At 51.0% G+C, this 21,506-nt stretch carries 18 protein-coding genes and 1 pseudogene; 13 read left to right on the forward strand and 6 right to left on the reverse strand.

Features of this window, described 5'->3' with window-relative positions; genetic code table 11:
- Positions 1 to 17: 17 nt before the first annotated feature.
- The 4 genes from larA to MCG44_RS02905 all read right to left on the reverse strand — a co-directional run bounded on the left by larA (position 18) and on the right by MCG44_RS02905 (position 4,336).
- Positions 18 to 1,307 (reverse strand): nickel-dependent lactate racemase, encoded by a 1,290-nt coding sequence (gene larA, locus MCG44_RS02890; RefSeq protein WP_240286705.1) that lies wholly within the window; start codon positions 1,305 to 1,307, stop codon positions 18 to 20.
- Between the two features lie 36 nt (positions 1,308 to 1,343).
- The gene (locus MCG44_RS02895) at positions 1,344 to 2,630 is read right to left on the reverse strand and encodes a TRAP transporter large permease (protein ID WP_240286707.1); all 1,287 of its coding nucleotides are present in this window, start codon (positions 2,628 to 2,630) and stop codon (positions 1,344 to 1,346) included.
- Complete coding sequence (locus MCG44_RS02900) at positions 2,630 to 3,139, reverse strand: TRAP transporter small permease (protein ID WP_240286709.1); 510 nt, start codon at positions 3,137 to 3,139, stop codon at positions 2,630 to 2,632. The genes MCG44_RS02895 and MCG44_RS02900 overlap by 1 nt, the downstream gene beginning before the upstream one ends.
- A 141-nt stretch (positions 3,140 to 3,280) precedes the next feature.
- Positions 3,281 to 4,336: a TRAP transporter substrate-binding protein gene (locus MCG44_RS02905; RefSeq protein ID WP_240286711.1), complete on the reverse strand. Its 1,056-nt coding sequence runs from the start codon at positions 4,334 to 4,336 to the stop codon at positions 3,281 to 3,283.
- Positions 4,337 to 4,970: 634 nt separating this feature from the next.
- On the opposite strand from MCG44_RS02905, the gene MCG44_RS02910 reads away from it, so the two are divergent.
- The 7 genes from MCG44_RS02910 to MCG44_RS02940 all read left to right on the forward strand — a co-directional run bounded on the left by MCG44_RS02910 (position 4,971) and on the right by MCG44_RS02940 (position 11,303).
- Positions 4,971 to 6,626, forward strand: a complete 1,656-nt coding sequence (locus MCG44_RS02910) for a M20/M25/M40 family metallo-hydrolase (RefSeq protein WP_240286713.1) — start codon at positions 4,971 to 4,973, stop codon at positions 6,624 to 6,626.
- A 37-nt stretch (positions 6,627 to 6,663) separates the two neighbouring features.
- Positions 6,664 to 7,644 (forward strand): lactate/malate family dehydrogenase, encoded by a 981-nt coding sequence (locus MCG44_RS02915; RefSeq protein ID WP_240286715.1) that lies wholly within the window; start codon positions 6,664 to 6,666, stop codon positions 7,642 to 7,644.
- A 22-nt stretch (positions 7,645 to 7,666) separates the two neighbouring features.
- Positions 7,667 to 8,041 (forward strand): cupin domain-containing protein, encoded by a 375-nt coding sequence (locus tag MCG44_RS02920; protein ID WP_240286717.1) that lies wholly within the window; start codon positions 7,667 to 7,669, stop codon positions 8,039 to 8,041.
- Between the two features lie 18 nt (positions 8,042 to 8,059).
- Positions 8,060 to 8,446 (forward strand): cupin domain-containing protein, encoded by a 387-nt coding sequence (locus MCG44_RS02925; protein ID WP_240286719.1) that lies wholly within the window; start codon positions 8,060 to 8,062, stop codon positions 8,444 to 8,446.
- Between the two features lie 71 nt (positions 8,447 to 8,517).
- Positions 8,518 to 9,294, forward strand: coding sequence for a fumarylacetoacetate hydrolase family protein (locus MCG44_RS02930; protein ID WP_240286721.1), 777 nt, complete (start codon positions 8,518 to 8,520; stop codon positions 9,292 to 9,294).
- Between the two features lie 105 nt (positions 9,295 to 9,399).
- Positions 9,400 to 10,785 (forward strand): acetamidase/formamidase family protein, encoded by a 1,386-nt coding sequence (locus MCG44_RS02935; RefSeq protein ID WP_240286723.1) that lies wholly within the window; start codon positions 9,400 to 9,402, stop codon positions 10,783 to 10,785.
- A 374-nt stretch (positions 10,786 to 11,159) separates the two neighbouring features.
- Positions 11,160 to 11,303 carry a hypothetical protein gene (locus MCG44_RS02940; RefSeq protein ID WP_240286725.1) on the forward strand — a complete coding sequence of 48 codons (144 nt, stop codon included), beginning with the start codon at positions 11,160 to 11,162 and terminating at the stop codon, positions 11,301 to 11,303.
- Between the two features lie 1,396 nt (positions 11,304 to 12,699).
- Here the strand turns inward: MCG44_RS02940 and MCG44_RS02945 are convergent.
- Positions 12,700 to 14,154 (reverse strand): sigma-54 interaction domain-containing protein, encoded by a 1,455-nt coding sequence (locus tag MCG44_RS02945; RefSeq protein ID WP_240286727.1) that lies wholly within the window; start codon positions 14,152 to 14,154, stop codon positions 12,700 to 12,702.
- A gap of 260 nt (positions 14,155 to 14,414) precedes the next feature.
- On the opposite strand from MCG44_RS02945, the gene MCG44_RS02950 reads away from it, so the two are divergent.
- From MCG44_RS02950 to MCG44_RS02965, 4 genes and pseudogenes are all read left to right on the forward strand, one after another.
- The gene (locus tag MCG44_RS02950; protein ID WP_240286729.1) at positions 14,415 to 14,627 is read left to right on the forward strand and encodes a helix-turn-helix domain-containing protein; all 213 of its coding nucleotides are present in this window, start codon (positions 14,415 to 14,417) and stop codon (positions 14,625 to 14,627) included.
- Positions 14,628 to 14,835: 208 nt separating this feature from the next.
- On the forward strand, positions 14,836 to 15,198 hold the full coding sequence (locus tag MCG44_RS02955; protein WP_240286731.1) for an NAD/NADP octopine/nopaline dehydrogenase family protein: 363 nt from the start codon (positions 14,836 to 14,838) through the stop codon (positions 15,196 to 15,198).
- 372 nt (positions 15,199 to 15,570) lie between these two features.
- Positions 15,571 to 16,932 (forward strand): RNA polymerase factor sigma-54, encoded by a 1,362-nt coding sequence (gene rpoN / locus MCG44_RS02960; protein ID WP_240286733.1) that lies wholly within the window; start codon positions 15,571 to 15,573, stop codon positions 16,930 to 16,932.
- Between the two features lie 254 nt (positions 16,933 to 17,186).
- Positions 17,187 to 17,689, forward strand: a pseudogene (locus MCG44_RS02965) (tyrosine-type recombinase/integrase); the annotation flags it as partial.
- A 319-nt stretch (positions 17,690 to 18,008) separates the two neighbouring features.
- Here the strand turns inward: MCG44_RS02965 and MCG44_RS02970 are convergent.
- Complete coding sequence (locus MCG44_RS02970) at positions 18,009 to 18,503, reverse strand: putative ABC transporter permease (RefSeq protein WP_240286735.1); 495 nt, start codon at positions 18,501 to 18,503, stop codon at positions 18,009 to 18,011.
- A gap of 202 nt (positions 18,504 to 18,705) precedes the next feature.
- On the opposite strand from MCG44_RS02970, the gene pyrB reads away from it, so the two are divergent.
- Positions 18,706 to 19,767: an aspartate carbamoyltransferase gene (gene pyrB, locus MCG44_RS02975; RefSeq protein WP_186852253.1), complete on the forward strand. Its 1,062-nt coding sequence runs from the start codon at positions 18,706 to 18,708 to the stop codon at positions 19,765 to 19,767.
- A gap of 282 nt (positions 19,768 to 20,049) precedes the next feature.
- Positions 20,050 to 21,363, forward strand: a complete 1,314-nt coding sequence (locus MCG44_RS02980; RefSeq protein WP_240288872.1) for a hemolysin family protein — start codon at positions 20,050 to 20,052, stop codon at positions 21,361 to 21,363.
- Positions 21,364 to 21,506: the final 143 nt, after the last annotated feature.

The raw sequence follows: 21,506 nt of genomic DNA on the forward strand, positions 1-21,506 counted from the left end.
TATGGTACGCAGCGGCCTTACTCTACCAGATATGGGAGCGTCTCGCCGCCGATTGGGATGATCAGTACATCAGGATCCTCGTACTGGGCGTAGACTTGGTCAAAGACAGCCTGAATATCGTCTTCTCGGTGCCAGATAAACTTACTGGGCTTGACCTCCTCCTCGGAACAGCCGTTGGTTAGCCAGTGGACGGTACAGTATTTATGGAGCTTGGCGATGCTAACGCCAACGGCCATGGACAGCAGATCTTCTCCGGTCTCCTTGGCGTCGATACGCGCCTGAAGTATCGGAACGCCATTGAGTAGGCCCAAATTGGTCGGAAACGTTTTGTGAGGGCCAACACCCTCCACGCAGGGGGCTAGAACAATTATAGTGCCTCCCTCAGAGATAACGCGGCCGCCGCCATATATACCCTTAGTGCATTGCCACATATCCTGATCGGTGGGGTAGGAGGAAGTCACCACAATATTGGGGCGGCACTTGATGGGAACGCCCAGCGTCTTTTTGCTGTTTTCTACACCGGTGCGATGGGCCTGAACATAGTCTCCCGCTACGACCTTATAGATCTTGAATTCGCCAGTGAGGGAGGTGTTGATGATAAAATGCAGACCGATGTTCTTGGTCCACTCCTCCACAGCCAGCCGCACCGGGCAGTTGTCCATGCCATACACGATGCCGTCCTGAAAGCCCTGCATTACATGAAATTCGGACACGATATCCTCCGAGGTGATGCCGGGATACAGGATTTTGGCACCGCCGGACCAGCCCATGCAGCCATGTGGGATAATGTTGCCGATGGCAATGCGAAAATCGGCCTCCATAGCCGGCTTGAATACCCGGATAGGAGTGCCCATCTGGCTGGTACCCACCTCGACCAGCAGCTCGGGGTCGCTGAACTCAGAGTTGAACACGGTGTACTCATCCACAATGTTCTGTCCCAACTTGATCGCCATCTCTTCGCGGGTCATGCGGCGGTGGCTACCTAAAGCCATGACGAAGCAGATATCCTTCTTTTCAATTCCAGCGTTCAGTAACCGGGGAAGAAGTTCTTCCAATACTAGGTAAACCGGGGTAGGCCGGGTCACGTCGTCACTGATGATGCAAATCTTGTTTCCTGGTTTGACCATCTCTTCGATTCGGGAAGTTCCGATGGGATTATCCAGGGCCTCCCTGACCAGATCCTTCTGATCGGGGAGATCGTGGAACTCAGGCGTGCTGGCAACCATCACACGACCATTGTCAGGAATGCGGAGAGGGTAGTTTTTTTTAGAAGATGGAATGTCAACGGTGATATATTTCTGATTCATAGCAGACTTCTTTCTTGTTCTATCCGCAGGAAGCAATTAGCCCAGCATGCGCACCATCGTCATACAGATGGGCTCAATATAGGTAATCAGTAGCAGGCAGATGAACATGGCTATGATGAAAGGAATAGCCGCCTTGGCAATCCGCTCAATGGATAGCTTGGCGATGGCAGAGGCGGTGAACAGGTTGCAGCCGTAAGGTGGGGTTACGAAACCGATGGCCAGAGCCACGGTCATGATGATGCCAAAGTGGACATCGCCAATGCCGTAGGCCTTAACTACGGGCAACAGAACGGGGGCCAGGATCAAGCAAGAAGATATGTTGTCCACGAAACAGCCTACAATAAGCAGGATTACGAGGATGAAGGCCAGGACCATCCAGCCCTCGCTGAAGGTAGCAGTCATCCAGGAAGCTAGCTTCTGGGGAATCTGCTGCATGGCCAGGAAGTTGGCAAAGGACATGGAGAAGCCTAGAGCCAGAGCGGTCAGACCGCACATGTCGGCGGTGGCCCGCAGGGAGTCTAGGAAGGACTGCCAAGTTAACTCATGGTACACGAAGATACCTACGATGATGGAGTAAACGGTGGCGACGACAGCAGCCTCAGTCGGGGTGAACACACCGCCGTAAATACCGCCCAGGATGATGACGGGGGCCAAGAGGGCGGGAATGGCGCTAAATATGATCTGAGTAGCACTCTTGCCGGTTGCGCTATTCTCGGTGCTGCCCTTATAGCCATTTTTTTTGGAGAAGTAGTAGCACACGGCCATGAGGGCACCACCAATTAGAAAGCCGGGGACAAATCCGGCAATAAACAGGTGGCTGATGGAAGCACCGGTGGCCACACCGTATATGACGAAGGGGATGGACGGAGGAATGATGACACCGATGGTGCCCGCAGTGGCGGTCAGGCCGGTGGCAAAGGCCTTATCATAGCCTCGCTTCTCCATCTCGGGCAGCATCATAGCACCCATGGCGGACACAGTGGCCTGAGCGGATCCGGAGATAGCGGCGAAGAACATACATGCGGCGATGGTGGCCATGCCCAGACCTCCGGTGACCTTACCTACCAACAGGTCGGCCACATGCACGATGCGGCGGGCAATACCGCCGGTAGTCATCAGGTTGCCGGCGAGCATGAAGAAAGGAACAGCCATCAGGGGAAAGGAGTCAAGACCTGAGAATGCCTTCTGAGCCACTAGGATCGTGGGGGTGGTGGCAGCGGTGGCCATAGCTACCGCGGTGCCCAGGCCCAGAGACACACCAATGGGGAGACTGAGCATTAAACAGACAAATACGATAACAACACAGATCAAAACGGATTCCATTATGCTTCGGCCTCCTTATCTGCGGGAACCGCCTTGCGGCAGGTCATGGGAGATATGTAGTCGTGGTACAGATTCTCAATGAGGCGCAGACACATCAGACTGGCGCCAACAGGTACGCCGGCGTAAGCATACTGCATGGGTAGCTTCAGGGCGGCGGAAACCTGCTTAAACTGTAGGATAGATTGCACCATCTGAATGCCTTTATATACAACCCAAATGCCAAAGGCGAGCCACACCAGGGTAACGATCAGCTCCAGGGCGGCGCCGACCTTGGTGGGCAGCTTATCTCGAATCATAGTGACCCTCAGGTGAGTGCGGTTGCGGGCAGCATAGCTTACGCCCAGCCACATCAGCCAGACGAACAGATAGCGGGCCAATTCTTCCGACCAGGAAAGAGAGTAGCTGAATCCGTAACGCAGGACAACCTGGACAAAGATCAGGCCAAGCTGAAAAACTAGAATGGGGAGAAGAATGAACTCCTCCAAGTGGTACCATATTTTTTTCAACATATTGAAACCCCTCTTGTCTCCTCTGAAATAGGAGCGATGGAAATGGGGCTGCCATTCAGCGTGGAGTAATCTGCCAATTGGCAGCCCCCTGTTATTAGATGCACTTATGTGCTAATCAAATATTAGTTTCTGAAGGAAAAATCAGCGGGCATACAAAGTCTCGGCCATTTCAATAGCCTTCTCGTCCTGCACCAGTTCATCGATGCGATCCCACACGGTGGAAGTGGCTTCCTTAAAGGCGGCCTTCTGCTCATCAGTCAGATAGGTAATCTCCATACCGGCCTCCTCCATAATAGGGGTAAACTCGGCCTCCTGCTGCACCACAATCTCGCGGCCCTTCTCCATAGCGTAGTCGGCACCGTCCTGTACGACCTGCTTCAGGTCATCGGGCAGGCTCTGCCAGAAAATCTCGGACACGATAAATCCATTGGCCAGGAAATACTGCTCAGAAACAGTATAGTACTTCTGGACCTCATGGAACTTCATACTGTAGGTCATGACCAGCCCGTTGTCCTGGCCGTCAACAGTACCCTGCTGTAAGCCGGTGTACAGTTCATTGAAAGCCATGGGGGTGGGGGAACCACCAAGAGCCTCTATGATGGCCATGTCGATGGCAGCCTCCATGACGCGGAATTTCTGGCCCTTACAGTCGGCGGGAGTCAGGATGGGGCGCACGTTAGAGGAAAGGCAGCGAATGGCACTCTCGCCCCAGCGCAGAGAGCGGATGCCTACAGTCTCAGGCAAACCCTCGGCCATGTAAGCGCCAAACTCGCCGTCTAGTTGTTCATAGGCGTCCTCACGGCTCTGGAACAGGTAGGGCATGGAGATTGCGTTTAGCTTGGGCATATTGAAGTTGGCGATAACGTTCACGGGGGAAACGGCGGCCTGGATGGTGTTCATCTGCATGCCTTCCACCAGTTCACGGTCGCTGCCCAGCACAGAGTTGGTGTAAATCTCGACGGAGATACGGCCGTTGGAGTGCTCATCGACGTAGGGTTTGAAGTATTCGTGAAGATAAATACCCATGAAGGACTCGTCATTAAAGGTACCGGCGACCTTCATAATGATGGGATCTCCGGTGGAGGCGCTGGAAGAAGCGTTGTTGCCGGTGGTGCTGGAAGGGGCGTCTTCACCGCAGGCCACCAAGGGCAGAGACATGGCAAGGGCGAGGGTCAGGGCTAAGAGTTTCTTTTTCATACAATATACCTCCTATTTTGTAATGTGGATGCGTCTGTGGCGGCTATACGAACACACAGGCAAAAATGTGTGCGCTATATTTTTAATGAAGCAAATATCATGCCAAAAGAATAAAAATGGAAATATAAAAAGGAGATTAAGATTCAAAAACTAGAAAAAGCATGAAAATTGATTTAATTAAGCGGGTCAGCACAACCGCGGACCGGCAATTTTGACATAAAACAAAATATTTTTGCTTTAAAATTCTGTGATTTGCTGGGTTGGGAGTGATGGAAACGACAAAAGTGTCGATTTTTAGAGACAGAAAAAAATGAAGGCTTGGAAATCTGTTATTTAACTGCTGATTTTGGTGTCTCAAAATATAGACATGTCTTGAAATGGAGGCGATTGGATGTGCTGAACAAAAAATCAACACATGGAGAGGCTATTTTTAGAATAATATGTATGATTTTAAATAGTGTCAGAAGAAGATACCTTTGCGGAGAGGGGTAAAGAGTGCGGCCATACCGAAAAATAGTTGGCATGAAATTTGCTCGTATTTACATGTATAGAATGCAGTCACATATTACAGAATTTTATTTTCGAATGAGAGGAGGCTGACGCGGCCTAAACAAAGTCTGCGTCATAGAAATGAATGCTGGAAAAAAATTATTTTTATGAGGAATCTCTGGAACTTACCAAAAAGCTGGTGAAGATTCCCAGCCTGAACGGTACAGAAGGCGAGCGTCACTTAGCCGAATATGTACGGGACTGGCTGGCTGAACTGCCCTATTTCCAGGAGTTCCCAGAGCAACTGGTGGTACAGGAAGTGAAAAACGACCCTATTCACCGTATCAATATCCTAGCGCTGGTAAAAGGAACTCGCAGCGACTGCAAGGACACCCTGATTCTTCAGGGGCACTGCGACACCGTGGACATTGACGGTTATGGCTCTTTGAAAGAGTATGCCTTTGACTATGACGCTCTGCCCGAGAAGATCAAAGCCCTGACCGACGACCCCGAGGTGTTGGAGGACATTGACTCCGGCGACTGGATGTTTGGACGAGGCGCTTGTGATATGAAGTGCGGTGACGCCATCCTCATGTGCATCACCAAGTACTTCACCGAGCATCTAGACCGGTTTGACGGCAATATCGTCTACATGCTCAACCCCGTGGAGGAGAACCAGCACTACGGTATCATGGACTCCTTGGATGTGTTGCTGGACTGGAGGAAGAACGAGCAGCTCAACTACCTTCTATCCATCAATACCGACTTTTTTTCACCGGCCTATCCCGGCGACAATCACAAGTATTTTCACGCCGGTGCGGTGGGCAAGATCCTGCCCTGCTTCTACATTCACGGTCTACCTACACATGTGGGACACGCCTATGAGGGATTCAGCGTCACGCTGGCCGCCTCTGAGATTATGCGCCAGATGGAGTTGAGGGCCGATTTTGCTGACGAATACAATGGCGAGTTGCCCGGCCCTCCGCTGTCCCTGCGCAGCCGGGACTTGAAACCTTCTTACAACGTCACCTCTCCTGAGGCCTGTTTTATGTACTTCAACTATTTTATCCACAACGAGTCCATGACGGCCATCATGGACCGGCTGCGCAGTGTAGCCCAGCAGGCCATGGACTTTGTCAATGAGCACACGGACACTCAGTTCAGGCGTTACTGCGAGCGCAGCGGCGACACCTATCATTCCATCAAATATCCCACCCAGGTGCTGGAGTACAGCGAGCTGTATTCCATGGCGGAAAAGGAGTGCCCCAACGTGGCCGACGAGGTAAAGCAGATTACTGACCGGGAGTTGGCCAAGGACACCGACCGCCGGGAGATGTCCCTGATGATTGTGGAGCGCCTGTTTGAACTGTGCCACATCACTGTTCCCACCACTGTGATATTCTTGGCCCCACCCTACTGCCCTCGGAACACCATGAAACAGAGCGTACCCGAGGAGAAAATTTTGGTGGATGATGTGCGGGCTATGCTGGATGAGATGGGTGAGGTCATGGGGGAGAATGTGAAGCTGATGCAGTTCTTTCCTGTGTTGTCTGACAGCAGCTATCTGAAGATTGACGACGACGACACCTCCATTGAGAAGTTGATTGGTAATTTCCCCGGCTATGGCACCGTTTACAATGTCCCCTTTGACAAAATCAAAGCTATGAATGTACCAGCATTCTCCTTCGGTTGCTACGGAAAGGACGGCCACAAGTGGACTGAGCGAGTAAACCTGCCGTATACCTTCGGTAAGCTCCCCAGCATTATTTTTGCCGCATTGGAGCGATATCTGATCAAGTAAGGCCCCCAAAATTATATAAAAGAAAGAGGTATCTGTTATGGGTAATCAGGCAAGAAAAGTCGGTATTGTGGGTGTCAGCCATGTTGGTTCTCATTGTGCGTACAACATCGCCATACAAGGGATTGCGGACGAGCTGATTCTGTGCGACACCAACCAAGAGCTGGCAGAGGCTCAGGCTAAGGACCTAACCGACTCTGCGGTATATTTCCCCCACCGGATCGACATCTCCACCGGGGGCATTGAGGATCTGGCCGTTTGTGATATCGTTATCATCGCCCTGGCCCGTGAGATTCCCAAGGTCGCCCTACGCGACGCCGAATTGGTTAACAGCATCAAGGAAGTAAAAAATGCCATTCCTCGCTTGATGAAGGCTGGCTTTAATGGCATTATTATCAACATTACCAACCCCTGCGACGCAGTGACCCAGGTCATCTGGCGCGAATCCGGCCTGGACAGTTGCCGTGTGATTGGCACCGGCACCAGTCTGGACTCTGCCCGCTTCCGCTCCATTTTGGCTCGCGAGGTTGGCCTGAATTCCACCGCCATCAACGGCTTTGTGCTGGGTGAACATGGAAACGCTCAGTTCCCGTGCTGGTCTCATACCACAGTCGGGCTGAAGCCCCTGGTTGAGCTAGAGAAGAGCAGTCCCCGCTTTAAGAACCTGGACAAAACCAAGATTGAGGAGGAGGTCCGCGCCTCCGGCTACAAGGTGTGGTTCGTCAAGCATGGTATCGACTTCTCTGTTACCGCCGCCGCCGCCGACCTTGTGCGCAACATTTTTAACGACGCCAAGGTACCCATGCCCATCTCTGTCATGCTGGACGGCCAGTACGGTGAATCCGGCGTCTATGTCAGCACCCCCGCAATCGTGTGCCGCGAGGGTGTGGAGGAGATTCTGGAGCTGAACCTGCCAAAGGACGAACTGGACCACTTCCATGCGTCCTGTGAGAGCGTGCGCAACAACGTGCGCAAGGCCGCAGACATCGAGGCCGCATGTGTTGATCCTGAAAACCACTAAACATATAAGGAGGAAAGCTGCAATGAGCAAAGGAAGAGTGTTTGACATCGAAGAGGCACAATGGACACAGGAGAGCAAAGGAGTCCGCTACTGTGTATTCCAGGCATCTGAAAAGGCTACCGTTCAGTACTACGAGATCAACCGGGGCCAGACCACCGCTGAGGTGTGTGCTCCCTCCGAAATCTTGGTGCTGTGTGAGCACGGCATCTGCGACTACATCATTGATGGAAAGATATACACCGTCAACGACGGCGTGTGGTGCTGGATTCCCGCTAACACACCCTATTCGGTAAAAAACCACAACGGCACCACCGCAGTGAACGTGCGCTATTACCTGCCTGCGTGGGATGCCCTGCCTGAGAGCCCCAAAATTGCTGACCGCGGACACAACTGGTAAAAGAGAGGAGCTATGAACATGAATGAGAAAAAACCGCTGTTTTTTGACATCGAAGAGCAGGAGTGGGTCGACGCCCCCAATGGAGCCCGCTCTGTGATTTTCCAGGCCACCCCGCTGGCAACTATGCAGAACTGGGAGATGCCCCCTGAGATTGGACGAGGCGACCACACCCACGCCGCCGAGCAGTTGTGCTATGTGCGCCGGGGGAAGGCCCGCGTCATCATTGAGGGAAAGGAGCACATCCTGAATGAGGGCTGCTTTGGCATCGTATACGGGGATGTAGTCCACGGTGCCTTCACAAGCGGGAACGCTACTGCCAGTGTGGTGGATATGTTTCTCCCCTATGAGGATTACCGCATCGCCAGCAAGAAGGTCCGGGATCTAGGACACAACTGGGGCGACTGATTGAACATTGTTTTGACATCCGGAGGGGAGCGTCCTTCGGAGGCTTCGTGAAAGAAAGGAAGGATTATATTATGAAATGGGTTCGTTTTCAGGCTCCTGGAGTGGAAGCCGCCTATGGAATTTTGGAAGGAGAAATTATCCACCAGATTGAGGGTTCTATGATGGGCGAGTACAAGAAAAACGGCGAAACCTTTGCCCGAAAGGATGTAAAACTGCTTGTTCCCTGTGAACCCACCAAGATTTTCTGCATCGGTGCCAACTATGTGGCCCATATCAAGGAGCTGGGGATGGAGATTCCTGACCGCCCCTCCACCTTTATGAAGCCCATTACCTGTGCCATTGCCAATGGGGAGAACGTAGTGATTCCCGAGGAAGCCACCCGGGTGGATTACGAGGGCGAGTTGGGCATTGTCATTAAGAATGTGGTAAAGAGAGCCACCCCTGAGGAGGCGAAGAACAGCATCTTGGGTGTGACGGCGTGCAATGATGTAACTGAACGCGATTTGATGAAGTGGCCCTTCCAGCTGACTTACGGTAAATCCTTTGACACCTTTGCCCCTATTGGCCCATTCATCGACACTGAGATTGATCCGGACGACACTATCGTTCGTACTTACCTCAACGGCGAAAAGATGCAGGAGGACTATACCTCCAAGACAGTGTTCAAACCCAGCGTTCTGCTGTCCTATCTGTCCCAGGTGATCACCTTCTACCCCGGCGATATCATTATGACCGGCACCCCCTACAACGTCCAGCCTATGAAGGACGGCGACGTGGTGGAAATTGAAATTGAGGGGATGGGGGAACGGCTGGTCAACACAGTATACGATCCTAAGGTCCACACGTAATAGGCAGTCTAGGCGGGACTGATTTTTGTGTCCATTTCCATTCTTGATTGCCCGGTGCGTATTTTCATTTGAATTTTCAAAAGAAATAATTAGGAGGGAAGACTTTTGAAGAAAACATTTTCCGTGCTTTTGTGCGCGGCTATAGTCATAACCATGACTGTCTCCACCTTCGCCGGCTACGACGCCAACTATGAAGTCCGGGTCAACGGCAAAACCGTCGCCTTCGAAAAGGCCGAGCCTCAGCTCCTCGGCGATCAAGCCTTCCTCCCCCTTGTTACAGTGTTCAAGCAGCTAGGTCTTGACAACATCAGCTGGAACGGCACCGCCAGAACAGTGACCGCCCAAGGTGGCGGTGTCAAGGTGGTCCTGACCATCGGTGACAAGGCTGTCTCTATCACCAAGGACGGTACCACTAAAACCGTCATTGCCGACGAGGCCCCTTACATTGACAATGGCAGTACCTATATCTCTGCAGACCTGATCGCTGACGCACTGGACTATATCGTGGAGTGGGACGTGAACGGCCTCAACGTACTCAAGATCAACACCGCCCCCGACTACTTTGTCTCCAAGGAGGGCGGCATGTCCTACCTGTCCTACGACATGGATCCCGTTCTGACCGTCCCCAGCGGCTCTGTCGTCCGGTTCGAGACCGATGATGCTTGGCGCGGCCTGCTGACCGGACGCGAGACCCCCTATGCCGCAGTCAAAGATCAGTACCCCCACACCACTGCCGACTACAACCCCGTTTCCGGCCCTGTGTACATTGAGGAGGCCAAGGCTGGTGACATCATCCGCATCGAGATCCAGAAGATTGAACTGGCCGATGAGGGTCATATGTATCAGGGCGCTGATTTCCTGAAGCTGTATCACTTGGCTCCGGAGGATATCTGCCAGTCCTTCTACATAAAGGATGGAAAAGCCTATATGGACGACACTGGCTTGGTTCTCGAATTGGCCCCCATGGTGGGCTGCATTTCTGTGGCCCCTACTGTTGAGCGCAGCCCCGCTTACTCACTAGACCCCGACACCTTCGGCGGCAACATGGATTGCACCCGGATAAAGGAAGGCACTGTTTTGTACCTGAAGGCCAACGTGGACGGTGCATTGATCAATACCGGCGACCTGCATGCCTGCATGGGAGATGGTGAGGCATCCGGTATGGGCATCGAGATCCCTGGTTTTGTGACACTGAAGCTGGATGTCATCAAGGGCGTTGAGTTGCCCATCCAGTACCCTATGGCCGTTGAAGGCGGCGAACTGATCATCATGGGCCATGCCCCCACCATGGACGAGGCCATCATGAACGCCATCAATGATACCCATGCCTTTCTGACCCAGGTGGCCGGCTTCTCCAAGAACGATGCCGCCAACCTGATCTCCATCGCCAGTAACGTGCGCGTCAACCAGATCGTTGACACCCTGATGGGCGCCCGCGTGGAGTTTTCCCTGGAGCTGCTGGAACAGAACGGCTACAAGTTCGACTTGTGATCGCAGGCTAGTGCTGATCTGGCTTAGAAAAATTTGTTTTAAAGGAGAAAGACTGAATCAAGAAATTTCCTTCCACACTTCTGCGTACGGCGCTTCTCGTGTCCATGACATTCTTTACTTTCGCTGACAGCAGAAAGGGAGACTTCAATATGAAGGTCAACGGGAATGAAGTCGCTTTTACCGATGTGGGGCCGAAGATCCACAATGCCCCTCCTTCCTGTTCTTCATGGCAGTTGGGTTTTGCGACATGACTTGGTACGGTGCCACCAAGACTGTGACCGCTAAAAATGGCAGCGTCAAGTCCACTCTAACCATGGGCGGAGAAGAAAAGCCATATTATCAAAGATGGCAGCACTTAGATTCTGCGCATAGGCGTGGCTTCCTATATCGACGGTGGCTACATCTACACTGCCTTCGGCCTAGTGGCTACCGCTCTGATCTATGATGTAAGGTGGATTCGGGAGGCCAGCACCTTAGTATCTGTAAGTCAAACCCTGTGGACTTTACCGGTGATGTAGGCCCTATATAACTCCTAAAGCGAGAGTACCTGATGGAGAAGAAGATCAGCTTCTGCAGCATAGAGTCCCTGTCTCCCGATACTAGCAAGCCTGTTGCTCACCGCATGTTTGAGTTGGATAATATCACCGTCCACAAGTGCGTCTGCAACGGTGATCTGAGCACTTTTGAACGTATGTACACCTTTCGCATAAGGATACCACTGGTACTTGAATCTGCCTGTTTGCCCTGCTTTAATTGAGTTGCGCATAGAGCGGAGGTGGGCGCTACTCCTGCAATAGATAAAAATCGAAATCGGTGAATAGAATTTACATTTGGCAATTCAATTGAGCAAAGTCTCCTTCTGGCGCTGAACAGGTCCGTTAAAAACGGACAATAGAGAAAATCCCCCTGATGTAGGAAAATAAATACATCAGGGGGATTTTCTATAAAAAACAAAGATATATAGAACTCAAGCATTGTTGCCGGATATGGAAGTAAAGCTGACGGAAGAAAAAAGTTCTCAAAAGATAGAAAAAAGTTGGATTTAGCAGGAGGGCGACCGACACATAATCTTCTCAAGGGAGAATGGAAAAAGGCGGTTCAAAGAATACAAAAGGGTCAAAGCAGGAGACCAGCAAAAATATTAGCTGGGTACAAGTACCGAAAAGATGTGAGTCTACCGGTAAAGTATCGTAATTTATTGCCATTGTTAGGGGCATCCCATATCTGTTATTTGTCACTTCTTTGGCGTATTGAGAAACGGTTACTATGATTATGTTCATAGATTGCGTAAGACGGACACGAGCCCTGGCTTGATTCATCACAACGCAGCCATAGTGCATATGGATATCAAAGAATATACTAGGCATTGGCATCCAAAGGAATCTACCATAATCCCAAAACTGTATTGCCAATCATGAAAAAATATGATTTACTGACCGAAATTCGTCATAGCAGAAGATGGACCAATATGGGAGAATAGTTACATCGTTATAGTGTTTTCTCTGAAAAACACCCGGACCAGGTGCTGGTAGACCATCTTACATAGTATCCAGAATGCCGTACTGTGTAGGTCCAACTGATAATGGTTTATGCCGCTTTACCTCTGGATGAAGAAACTCACGATCACTCACGGTTTTACCCCAAATGTGATGGACTGGGTCCGGGAGGCGACTGGAAAGGAAAAGGCGGTCCCTAGCAGTCTCAGTGGTGGTATGTCCGTACGTGCGGCCCTTGTACTAGGATAGCCATTCCTAAAGATGGTGTCTATTGATAGTATTTGTTATAGAATAAATCAGGAGAATAATATACTCCCTTTGGAGTAGTGGCGGGACCCATAGAGATCCCAGCGCTGTGGCCAAAAGAGCATCTCCCGTATTAAGATTTTGCACAGGGAAAGAGAAAAGACAAAGCAAGTTACAGGTCGGAGGCCAAGCGTGAGATTCCGTGGTGGTCCATCTTTTTGTACAGCGTTGATCGGTGAATCCCAAGAAAATCGGCAGTGCGTTTGCAGTTGTATTGGTTGGCCTCCAGCGCAGTTAAGAGGATCGAACGTTCCACATGATCCATCTGCTCATTTAGTGTCCCTTTGCTGAAATGGCGGTTGTGGGTGCCATGCTGCAGGAGAAAAGGTACATGGATGGTCTCGATGATTCCAGCTTCGGCATAGGCATACATACGCTCAACAACGTTGATCAGCTCCCGAACATTGCCGGGCCAGCCATAGTCTTCCAGCAGATCTAGAACCATATTGCCGAATCGGGTGTTTGTCTGATACTGGGTGTTTAGGCGGTTCAGAAAGTACTCAGCCAGCAGGGGGATGTCACCCTTGCGCTCTCTCAGGGCGGGAACGTGGATACATATGACATTCAGACGGAAGTACAGATCACTGCGGAAGGTCTTGTTCTTGATGCAGGTTTGGAGGTCCTTATTGGTTGCGGAGATAATGCGTACATCAATAGGTTTGGGCTTGGAACCTCCAACCACATCCACCTCCCGCTCCTGCAGCACGCGCAGCAGTTTGGCTTGCATGGACATGGGCATATCGCCGATCTCGTCCAGAAAGATGGTGCCGCCGTTCGCCTGTTCAAGCTTGCCTTTTTTCCCTTTTTTTAATGCGCCTGTGAAGGCACCGGCTTCATAGCCGAACAGTTCGCTCTCAAAGAGTTCTGCGGGAATCGCCGAGCAGTTGAGCTTGATAAAAGGACCGTTTTTCCGGCTGCTGGCATTGTGGATGGCGGCCGCCACCAGCTCCTTACCCGTCCCCGTCTCGCCCAGGACCAGGACGCTGAAGTCCATGGAAGCCACCTTTACGATCTCTCCCTTGGTCAACGTAATGGCATCGCTAGTGCCTACAATGGAGGTCAAGCTGTCATTGGGGGTTTTTTGACTACTTTTGGAGACATGGATTAGCTCATTTTTATAGTAGTCCAGTTCCTGCTTGACCTGCTTTAGCTGGTTGTTCAGGCGGATCACCTGGTCATAGAACTTTACCTGGGCTACAGCTCCCAGCACACCCCGCTTAGGAGAATAAATAGTGGCACGGGTTGATATCAGATACTGCTCTTTAGTATTATTTAGAAACTTATCCGCAATTTTCTGCTGGACGTCCACGTCATGAATGGGTTTATTCACGTGGATAAAATCTGGAAGCAGGGAGGTGGGGATATAGTCCAAAACGTTCATCCCAATGATATCCTCCCGCTTCAAACCATTGGTACCCTCCAGTTTCAGAACATAGGTCTGGTTGATGTCAATAATTTTCCCGTTTTCGTCTATTACCAAAAAGCCGTCCCCTGACCAGTCCATGATGGCTTTATAGATATGGGAGATCATTTCCTGGTCTGGACCAAGTGGCCTATTTTCGTCCATGGCAATTCCTCCGCGAAATAATAGAAAAGAATGGGAACATGATATCAACAACTGCATTAATTTAGTTACAAGTATTTCACATAACGCCATTAACTTAAAGTTATAAAATAGATGAATTTCAAAAAACAGCAAAGATCAATATATCTACTCCACATTCAGCTGAACTTTCACTGATAGTGTCATTGTACGAACACTGTTATTTTTTTTATTTTATCGCTATCATAAGGAAAAAGCAAGTATTTGTTGCATTTGGAGTAGCAATGATCAGATATGATAGACTGTGGCAAACGATGAAGAAAAAAGGTATTACCCAATATACTTTATATACAACCTATAATATTAATCGTTCGCAACTTAATCGTTTGCGGCATAATGAAAATGTGCAGGTAAATACAATTGATAAATTATGTAATATCTTACATTGTCGTGTTGAAGATATAATGGAACATTTTGATGACAATAATACATTTTGATAGACAACCAGATATGGTTGTCTATTTATCTTATTAAAATATGATGCAGAAAACCAGGAAAGTTGTATTTTTATGGGTATTGATTTTTATGATATGGGTCTTCGGCTATAAGCATGGTTTAGGCGTTGCCTGTTTCACCGGCTAAGGTAGTGAGCCAGCTTTTCAGCGGTTGCAAAACCTGTACCCCTATATCACACCGTACGATAATGTGATCGAACCCGGTCTCTCCAATATCAACACAACGCTGCACACATCTTTGCTACTGCTCAATGTCGCCTGTATCGGTAACAAAGAAAGTCGGTACTTCTACTGGGAGTGCATCACTGATCTTTCTCTAGATAATCTGATGGATGCTCTGAATAAAGAACGGAAGTCGCTCAATGAGATCGAAGGGATGAAGGTACTTTCCCTCGCTCAAATCATCCAAAGTCGGTATAGGTACCAGGGGACAAAGAGAGATACTGCTTCAGAGCTGCAGCAATGTCTGCCAGATTTTGTATCCAGTAGAATGCCTCCGACGATGGACTACCACCGCTACGTAACGGAAGACTTACTCTATGGCCTGATCTGATTTCCACTGCTGCCTTCTTGTAGCAGCAGCGCTTCCGCAACGGGTCCTAGCCAACATACTCCTTGCAGTGTGCAGAAGAAACGTTTATCAGGATGCATACACCATGAGGGAGCTTGGCATCGCCGGAATAATGTACAGGGTACCAGTCAAGTGTTACTGAAAAACCAGTGCCCGTGATTGGATAAAGCACAACTAAATACGGATTTCATGCCCTCTGATGCAGTTTTGTCCTGTCGGAGGGCATAATCCTACTTTCTGTCCTGACCGGCTGCTCGATAGATATAGCCCTGGCCCACCAGTCACCCCTGTTGCCCTCTATTGTAGAAAAAAGTCGAATCTGCTATAATAACAATAGAGAAGGAGGTGGCAGGGATGGAACTGATCCAAAAGCAGGTCCAAGCCCTGAATCAGCAGTTGCTGCAGAGCCTGGAATTGCTCCAGATGAGCACGATGGAACTGGAGGAATACCTGCGAGATCTGGCCCAGGAGAATCCTATGGTAGAGCTCAACGAGGACTTTTCCGAAATGGAACAAAGCCGGGATAACCGGCTGCTCGACCGTCTGAACTGGCTGGAAGATAATGATCAACAAAACTATTACTATCAACGTGTGGAGGAGGAAGAATTTGATCCTTTAGCCCGGGTAGGACACGAGGGTGGTCTGGAGGAAACTCTGTTCCGATTTATTTCACGGCAACTCTATCCCTTGAAACTGGATGAAGATACTGCTCAACGGGTCCGCTACTTGGCCGCCTGTTTAGATCAGGATGGGTATCTGCGCATCCCCTTATGTGAACTGGCGGACAACCTGTCGATCTCTGTGAAGGAATTGGAACCCTGTCTTGAACTTCTGCGCTCGCTGGAGCCGGCGGGGATCGGAGCCGTTGATCTTTCTCAATGTCTGGAACTTCAACTGCAGAGAATTCATGAAAGAGGACCCGCCCTTGAGATTGTAAGAGGCCATCTGGAGGCACTGGCAAAACGGCATTATCGCTCCATTGCTACTAAGCTTTCCATCTCTGTGAAACAGGTACAGCAGGCAGAACGAGTGATCCATGAGTTAGAGCCCCGTCCGGGAGCCCCTTTTGAGCGCCCTTCACAGGTGCCATACATTCTACCAGATCTGTTCGTGGAGGAAATGGATGGGCACCTGGTCGTCCGCTTAAGGAACGAGAACCATTCTATGTTTCATATCAACCGGAACTACCAGGCTCTGATAAGGCAGTCGGAGGATCCGGAAGTAAAGGGATATCTAATAGAGAAACTCCACCAGGCCGAAGGTGTCCTCCGATCCTTAGAGCAGCGGAAGAGCACTCTTCTCCGCTGTGCACAGGCAATCGTAGACGGGCAGCTTGCATTCTTTTGCTCGGGTCCACAGGCTCTAAGGCCCATGAAGATGGCCGAGGTGGCACAAAAGCTGGATCTTCATGAATCCACAATCAGCCGCGCCGTACGAGACAAATACCTCCAATGCAGCCGCGGTGTTTTCCCCATGCGTTACTTCTTTTCCCGCAATGCTACTATCCATGACACAACCCAAAAAGAGGTGGGTGTCGCTGCGGCCTATGCGCTTCTTCGCAGACTGGTGGACCAGGAGGACAAGGCCCACCCTATGTCTGATCAGAGTCTGTGCGAGGCAATGGCAGCACTGGACTGCCCTATTTCCCGGCGTACAGTCTCCAAATATCGGAAAGAGCTAAATATCCCGAACACTTCTGGCCGAAGGCTGCTTTGATTCTTTTGTCATTAGAGACATTAACTTGATAAAATAGGTCCAGCTCCAACATATAGGAAAGCCCTCTTTTTTATATGTTGACCAGAGTCTGTGAGCCAGATGCTCTGAGTGTGCCTTCTGACATTCCGGTGCCTCGACAGAGGCAAAGAATTGTACCGAGACAGCCCCGCCGCTGCAAACTAAGGTGCGTGTCAAAAGAGAAACAGATGAGCGGCGGATTTCTCGTCTGTTTCTCTTTTGACGTTTACTTTTGTAAAGCGGGCCAAAGGGACTTTCCTTTGCCTGAACGGTTGGCAGAGTGCCTTAGAGAAACTAAAGCAGTTTGTAACATCTGACTATGTGATTGCAAATCAGGATGGCGGTCCATTGTCCTATACGCAGTTCAAACGAGTCTGGCAGTATATTGTAACTCGCCCTACCCAGGAGAGAACATATGTCAGATACATTAATGGACAGAAAATCACGAAAACTGTAGCGCCAGTCTTGGGTGAGAAAGCTGGTCACAATGGTAGGGTAGTGTATATAGCCTTAATTTTCAGATAACACCACACCAATTGCGTCACACATATATTACCAATCTCATTTACGCTTTGTTAGCCCTAAGACAGTACAACGTCTGGTAGGTCCTGAAAACAGCAAAATAACAATGAACATTTACGCCAAGGTGAAGTGCAATAAACCACATCAGATACTTCCTGTTGTGAAGGGGGCGTTTAGACAAAACAAGGGAAACACCCCATCATTAATAGAAGATTAATGTACGGGCTAAACCGGTGCGTGGATTTGAAAAAACCTGAAATATCAAGGCTTTCCAGTGTTTAGAGAAGACGCAGTACGACCTCGAAGCCGCCCGTCGCGTGCCTCACTTCAGAAAACGTTAACCCTTATCAAAAGTGTTCAGCAGACCCGGAAAACACAGTTTTCCGGGTCTGCTTTTTTGTTACAGTTATTAGAGACTGATTCCTTGGGGACAGGCAAAACCATAAGTGGGTTACAGCCTCGTTACGTGACTGTGGAGGAACGCGGCGGAGAAAACGATCATCTGCTCTAATGGTAGAACGGCGCTTTCCCCGGTATCAGGATCGGCGCCACTCCAGACAGGATCGGTCATGGGTTTGAGCCAACAGTGCCAGAGAAATCAAGGAGTCCGCCCCCACCGCTGTCACGGCGGACAGGCTGACCGGCCCTGGGATGGCCTGAACCAATGGTGCTAGAGCCGGATGAACCCAGTAGATCAGAGGCAGAGCTAGAACACCCCAAGCCAGAGAAAAGGGCATACATATCCTGCCGTGGATGCTGCCTGGCAATCCTCGGTAGTCCCAGAAGGAAACCTTAAGGGCTTTTTCATAAAAGAGACTGACCCCATATTCTACCGCTGTGGCCGCTAGTCCGCCCAACAGAAAGACGGCCGGAGGAAAGCCTTTGACTGGAGCCAATAGCAAAATGGCGCAGGCACCCAACCCATAGACGGGGCATAGAGGCAGCACCAACAGACATTTGCGTTCCGGATATCCCCCGGTGATCCGGGCATAGGACACCTCTAACAAAAAGCCAAAAAAGCTGTATATCAAAAAATACCAAAACCAGACCAAATGAGACCCTCCATTCACATTTGTTAGGGTGTGGAAATGGATGATTTTCATGCGGGGAAATTTTTGTGATTTATTGGTGTGCTCCTGAGTTAAAAAATAGGAAAAGTTGTTCTGCCACCTTGCGGAGCGGGGTGGTTTGTGGTAGGATAGCTGGAAGAAAAAAGATGAGGAGTGAGGGACGATGCGGCACCTGATCGATTTTGGCGACCTGTCCCGCCAGGAGTGGGATCAGCTATATGCCAGGGCCAGTCAGATCATAGACGCCCCGGAGAAGTTCATTGATGTATGTCGGGGCAAGGTGGCGGCCAATTTGTTTTACGAACCCTCTACCCGAACTAACTTTTCCTTCCAGACCGCCATGCTTCGGCTGGGTGGGACGGTATTTGGGTTCGCGGACCCCAATTCCTCCTCTGTGGCCAAGGGAGAGACGCTAAAGGATACCATTAAAATGGTGTCCAGCTACGCCGACGTTATTGTCATGCGTACACCTTGGGAGGGGGCGGCCAAGGCGGCCTCCCTCTACTCCCATGTTCCGGTGGTCAACGCCGGGGACGGCGGCCATATGCATCCCACTCAGACCATGGCTGACCTGACGACCATGACCAAGCTGCTGGGCGGCGTGGATGGACTGGCTATCGGACTGTGCGGCGACTTGAAGAATGGGCGCACGGTCCACTCCCTCATCAAGGCCATGGCCAAATTTGAACATATCCGCTTTTTCCTGATCTCGCCCCGCGAGCTGGCCGTCCCCGACTATGTGCGGGCTTTCATGCTGGAAAATGAGATGAAATTTACGGAAGTCACGGGGCTGGAGGCGGTCATTCCACAACTGGATGTGCTGTATATGACCCGGATCCAGCGTGAGCGGTTTGTAGATCCCCTGGAATATGAGCGGAACAAAGGGATCTATATTCTCACGCGGCGGAAGCTGGACCGGGCCAAGGAGAAGATGCTGGTCATGCACCCCCTGCCCAGGGTGGATGAGATCACTGTGGATGTGGATGACGATTCCAGGGCGGCCTATTTTCAGCAGGCTCGGTACGGGATGTTTGCACGGATGGCCCTGCTGTCCGACCTGGCGAACCAGCCCCGGCTGGAACGGACGGAGGCGGTGGAGATCGGGACCAAGCCGGTGTGCTCCAACCCCAGGTGCATCACCCAGACACAACCGTATCTGCCGCCTCTGGTGAAAAAGAACGGTGGGGTGGATTGCTGCGCCTTCTGTGACACGGCTCTGCGCTGAACGAACGGAGCGCCTGTCAATAAAGCGTTAAGGTTGCGGGGAATGCCTTGACGTGAGAGCCGCCTTTGGATATGATAATGTTGGCCGGTGCCACAGCGGCGCCGGAAGCCTGTGTAAAAAGGAGCCCCTCGATTCTTATGGATCCTGACCGAGACGGTCCCTGTCACTTACAAATCGATAACAGATGAAAAAAGGCATAGCCTGTTTCGCTTTGCGCGGAGCGGGCCATGCCTTTTGCATATGTCAGCACAGGCGGAAGAAATCAAAGGAGGAACTGATTTGATGACCATAGCGCTCCAACTGCTGCTCCAGGTGGTACTGATCGTGATAAATGCCTTTTTTGCGGCGACAGAGATTGCCGTGATCTCTCTAAACGCCAATAAGCTGCGCAAGTTGGAGGAGGAGGGGGACAAGCTGGCCCCCAGGCTGCTAAAGATGGTGGAGGAGCCAGCCGGATTTTTGTCCACCATCCAAATCGGGATCACATTGGCTGGCTTTCTGGCCTCGGCTTTTGCCGCCGACAGCTTCTCGGAGTACTTGGTGCGTTGGTTCTGCGAGGATCTGGGTATCACGATGTTGCCCATATCGGTGGTGGATACCCTGTCTGTGATTTTCATTACCTTGATCCTATCCTACTTTACACTGGTATTCGGAGAGCTGGTACCTAAGCGGATCGCCATGCAGAAGCCTATGGAGATGGCTCGCTTTTCCTGCCGAGTGGTATCCGCCATAGCAGTGCTGGCCCGGCCTGTGATCTTTCTGCTCTCCTGTTCCACCAATGGGGTGCTGCGGCTGATTGGGGTGCCCGTGGAGGTGGAGGAGGAGCAGGTCACCGAGGATGAGATCCGCATGATGATCGACCTGGGGAATGAAAATGGCGCTATTGACGCGGAGGAAAAGGAACTGCTACATAATGTATTTGACTTTTCTGAGCAGGCTGTGGGCGATGTGATGACCCGGGCAGCAGATGTAATTACCCTGTGGGAAGACGCGGATCGGGAGGAGGTGCTGGATGTAATTCAAAGCAGTGGGCTGTCCCGCTTTCCTGTATGTGGAGAGGACGACGACGATGTGGTGGGTGTGCTCTATGCCCGGGACTTCCTGCTGGACTGGACCGGCCGGGGCGGCCATACGGTGCGGGAGCTGATGCGCCCGGCCTACCTGGTACCAGACAGCCTGTCCGCCGGCGACCTGCTGCGGGATATGCAGCGGAAGAAGATACATCTGGCTGTGGTGATGGATGAATATGGAAGTTTGGCAGGTGTTATCACGGTGGAAGACCTGCTGGAGGAGATCGTGGGCAATATTTATGATGAGTACGACCCCGCCGAGCCGCCGGAACTGGAACAGATAGGCGAAGGCCTGTGGAGAGCCAGCGGCGCGTTGAGCGTGGGGGAACTGGCCGAAACTCTGGGGATCGAGTTGTCCGAGGACCTGGATTATGATACGGTGGGTGGAATGGTACTCAGCTGCCTGCGTACCATTCCAGAGGACGGCAGCCGGCCGGCGGTTCAGGTCAACGGACTGGATATCCAGGTGGAAAAAGTGGAGGACCATCGGATCCAATCGGCTCTGGTCCGGAAAGCGGCTACATAAGGAACACGCGGGGGAGGGGCAGCCCCCCCTCCCCGCGGTTTTGACCGGAATCCCTGCCGGAGAGAGAAATATTTTATGAATTGCTGTAAACAGAAGAAAAGGGATTGACAAACCGGGTCTTGGTGTGCTACAATTTCAAGGCT

This window comes from Lawsonibacter sp. OA9 (genome assembly GCF_022440585.1).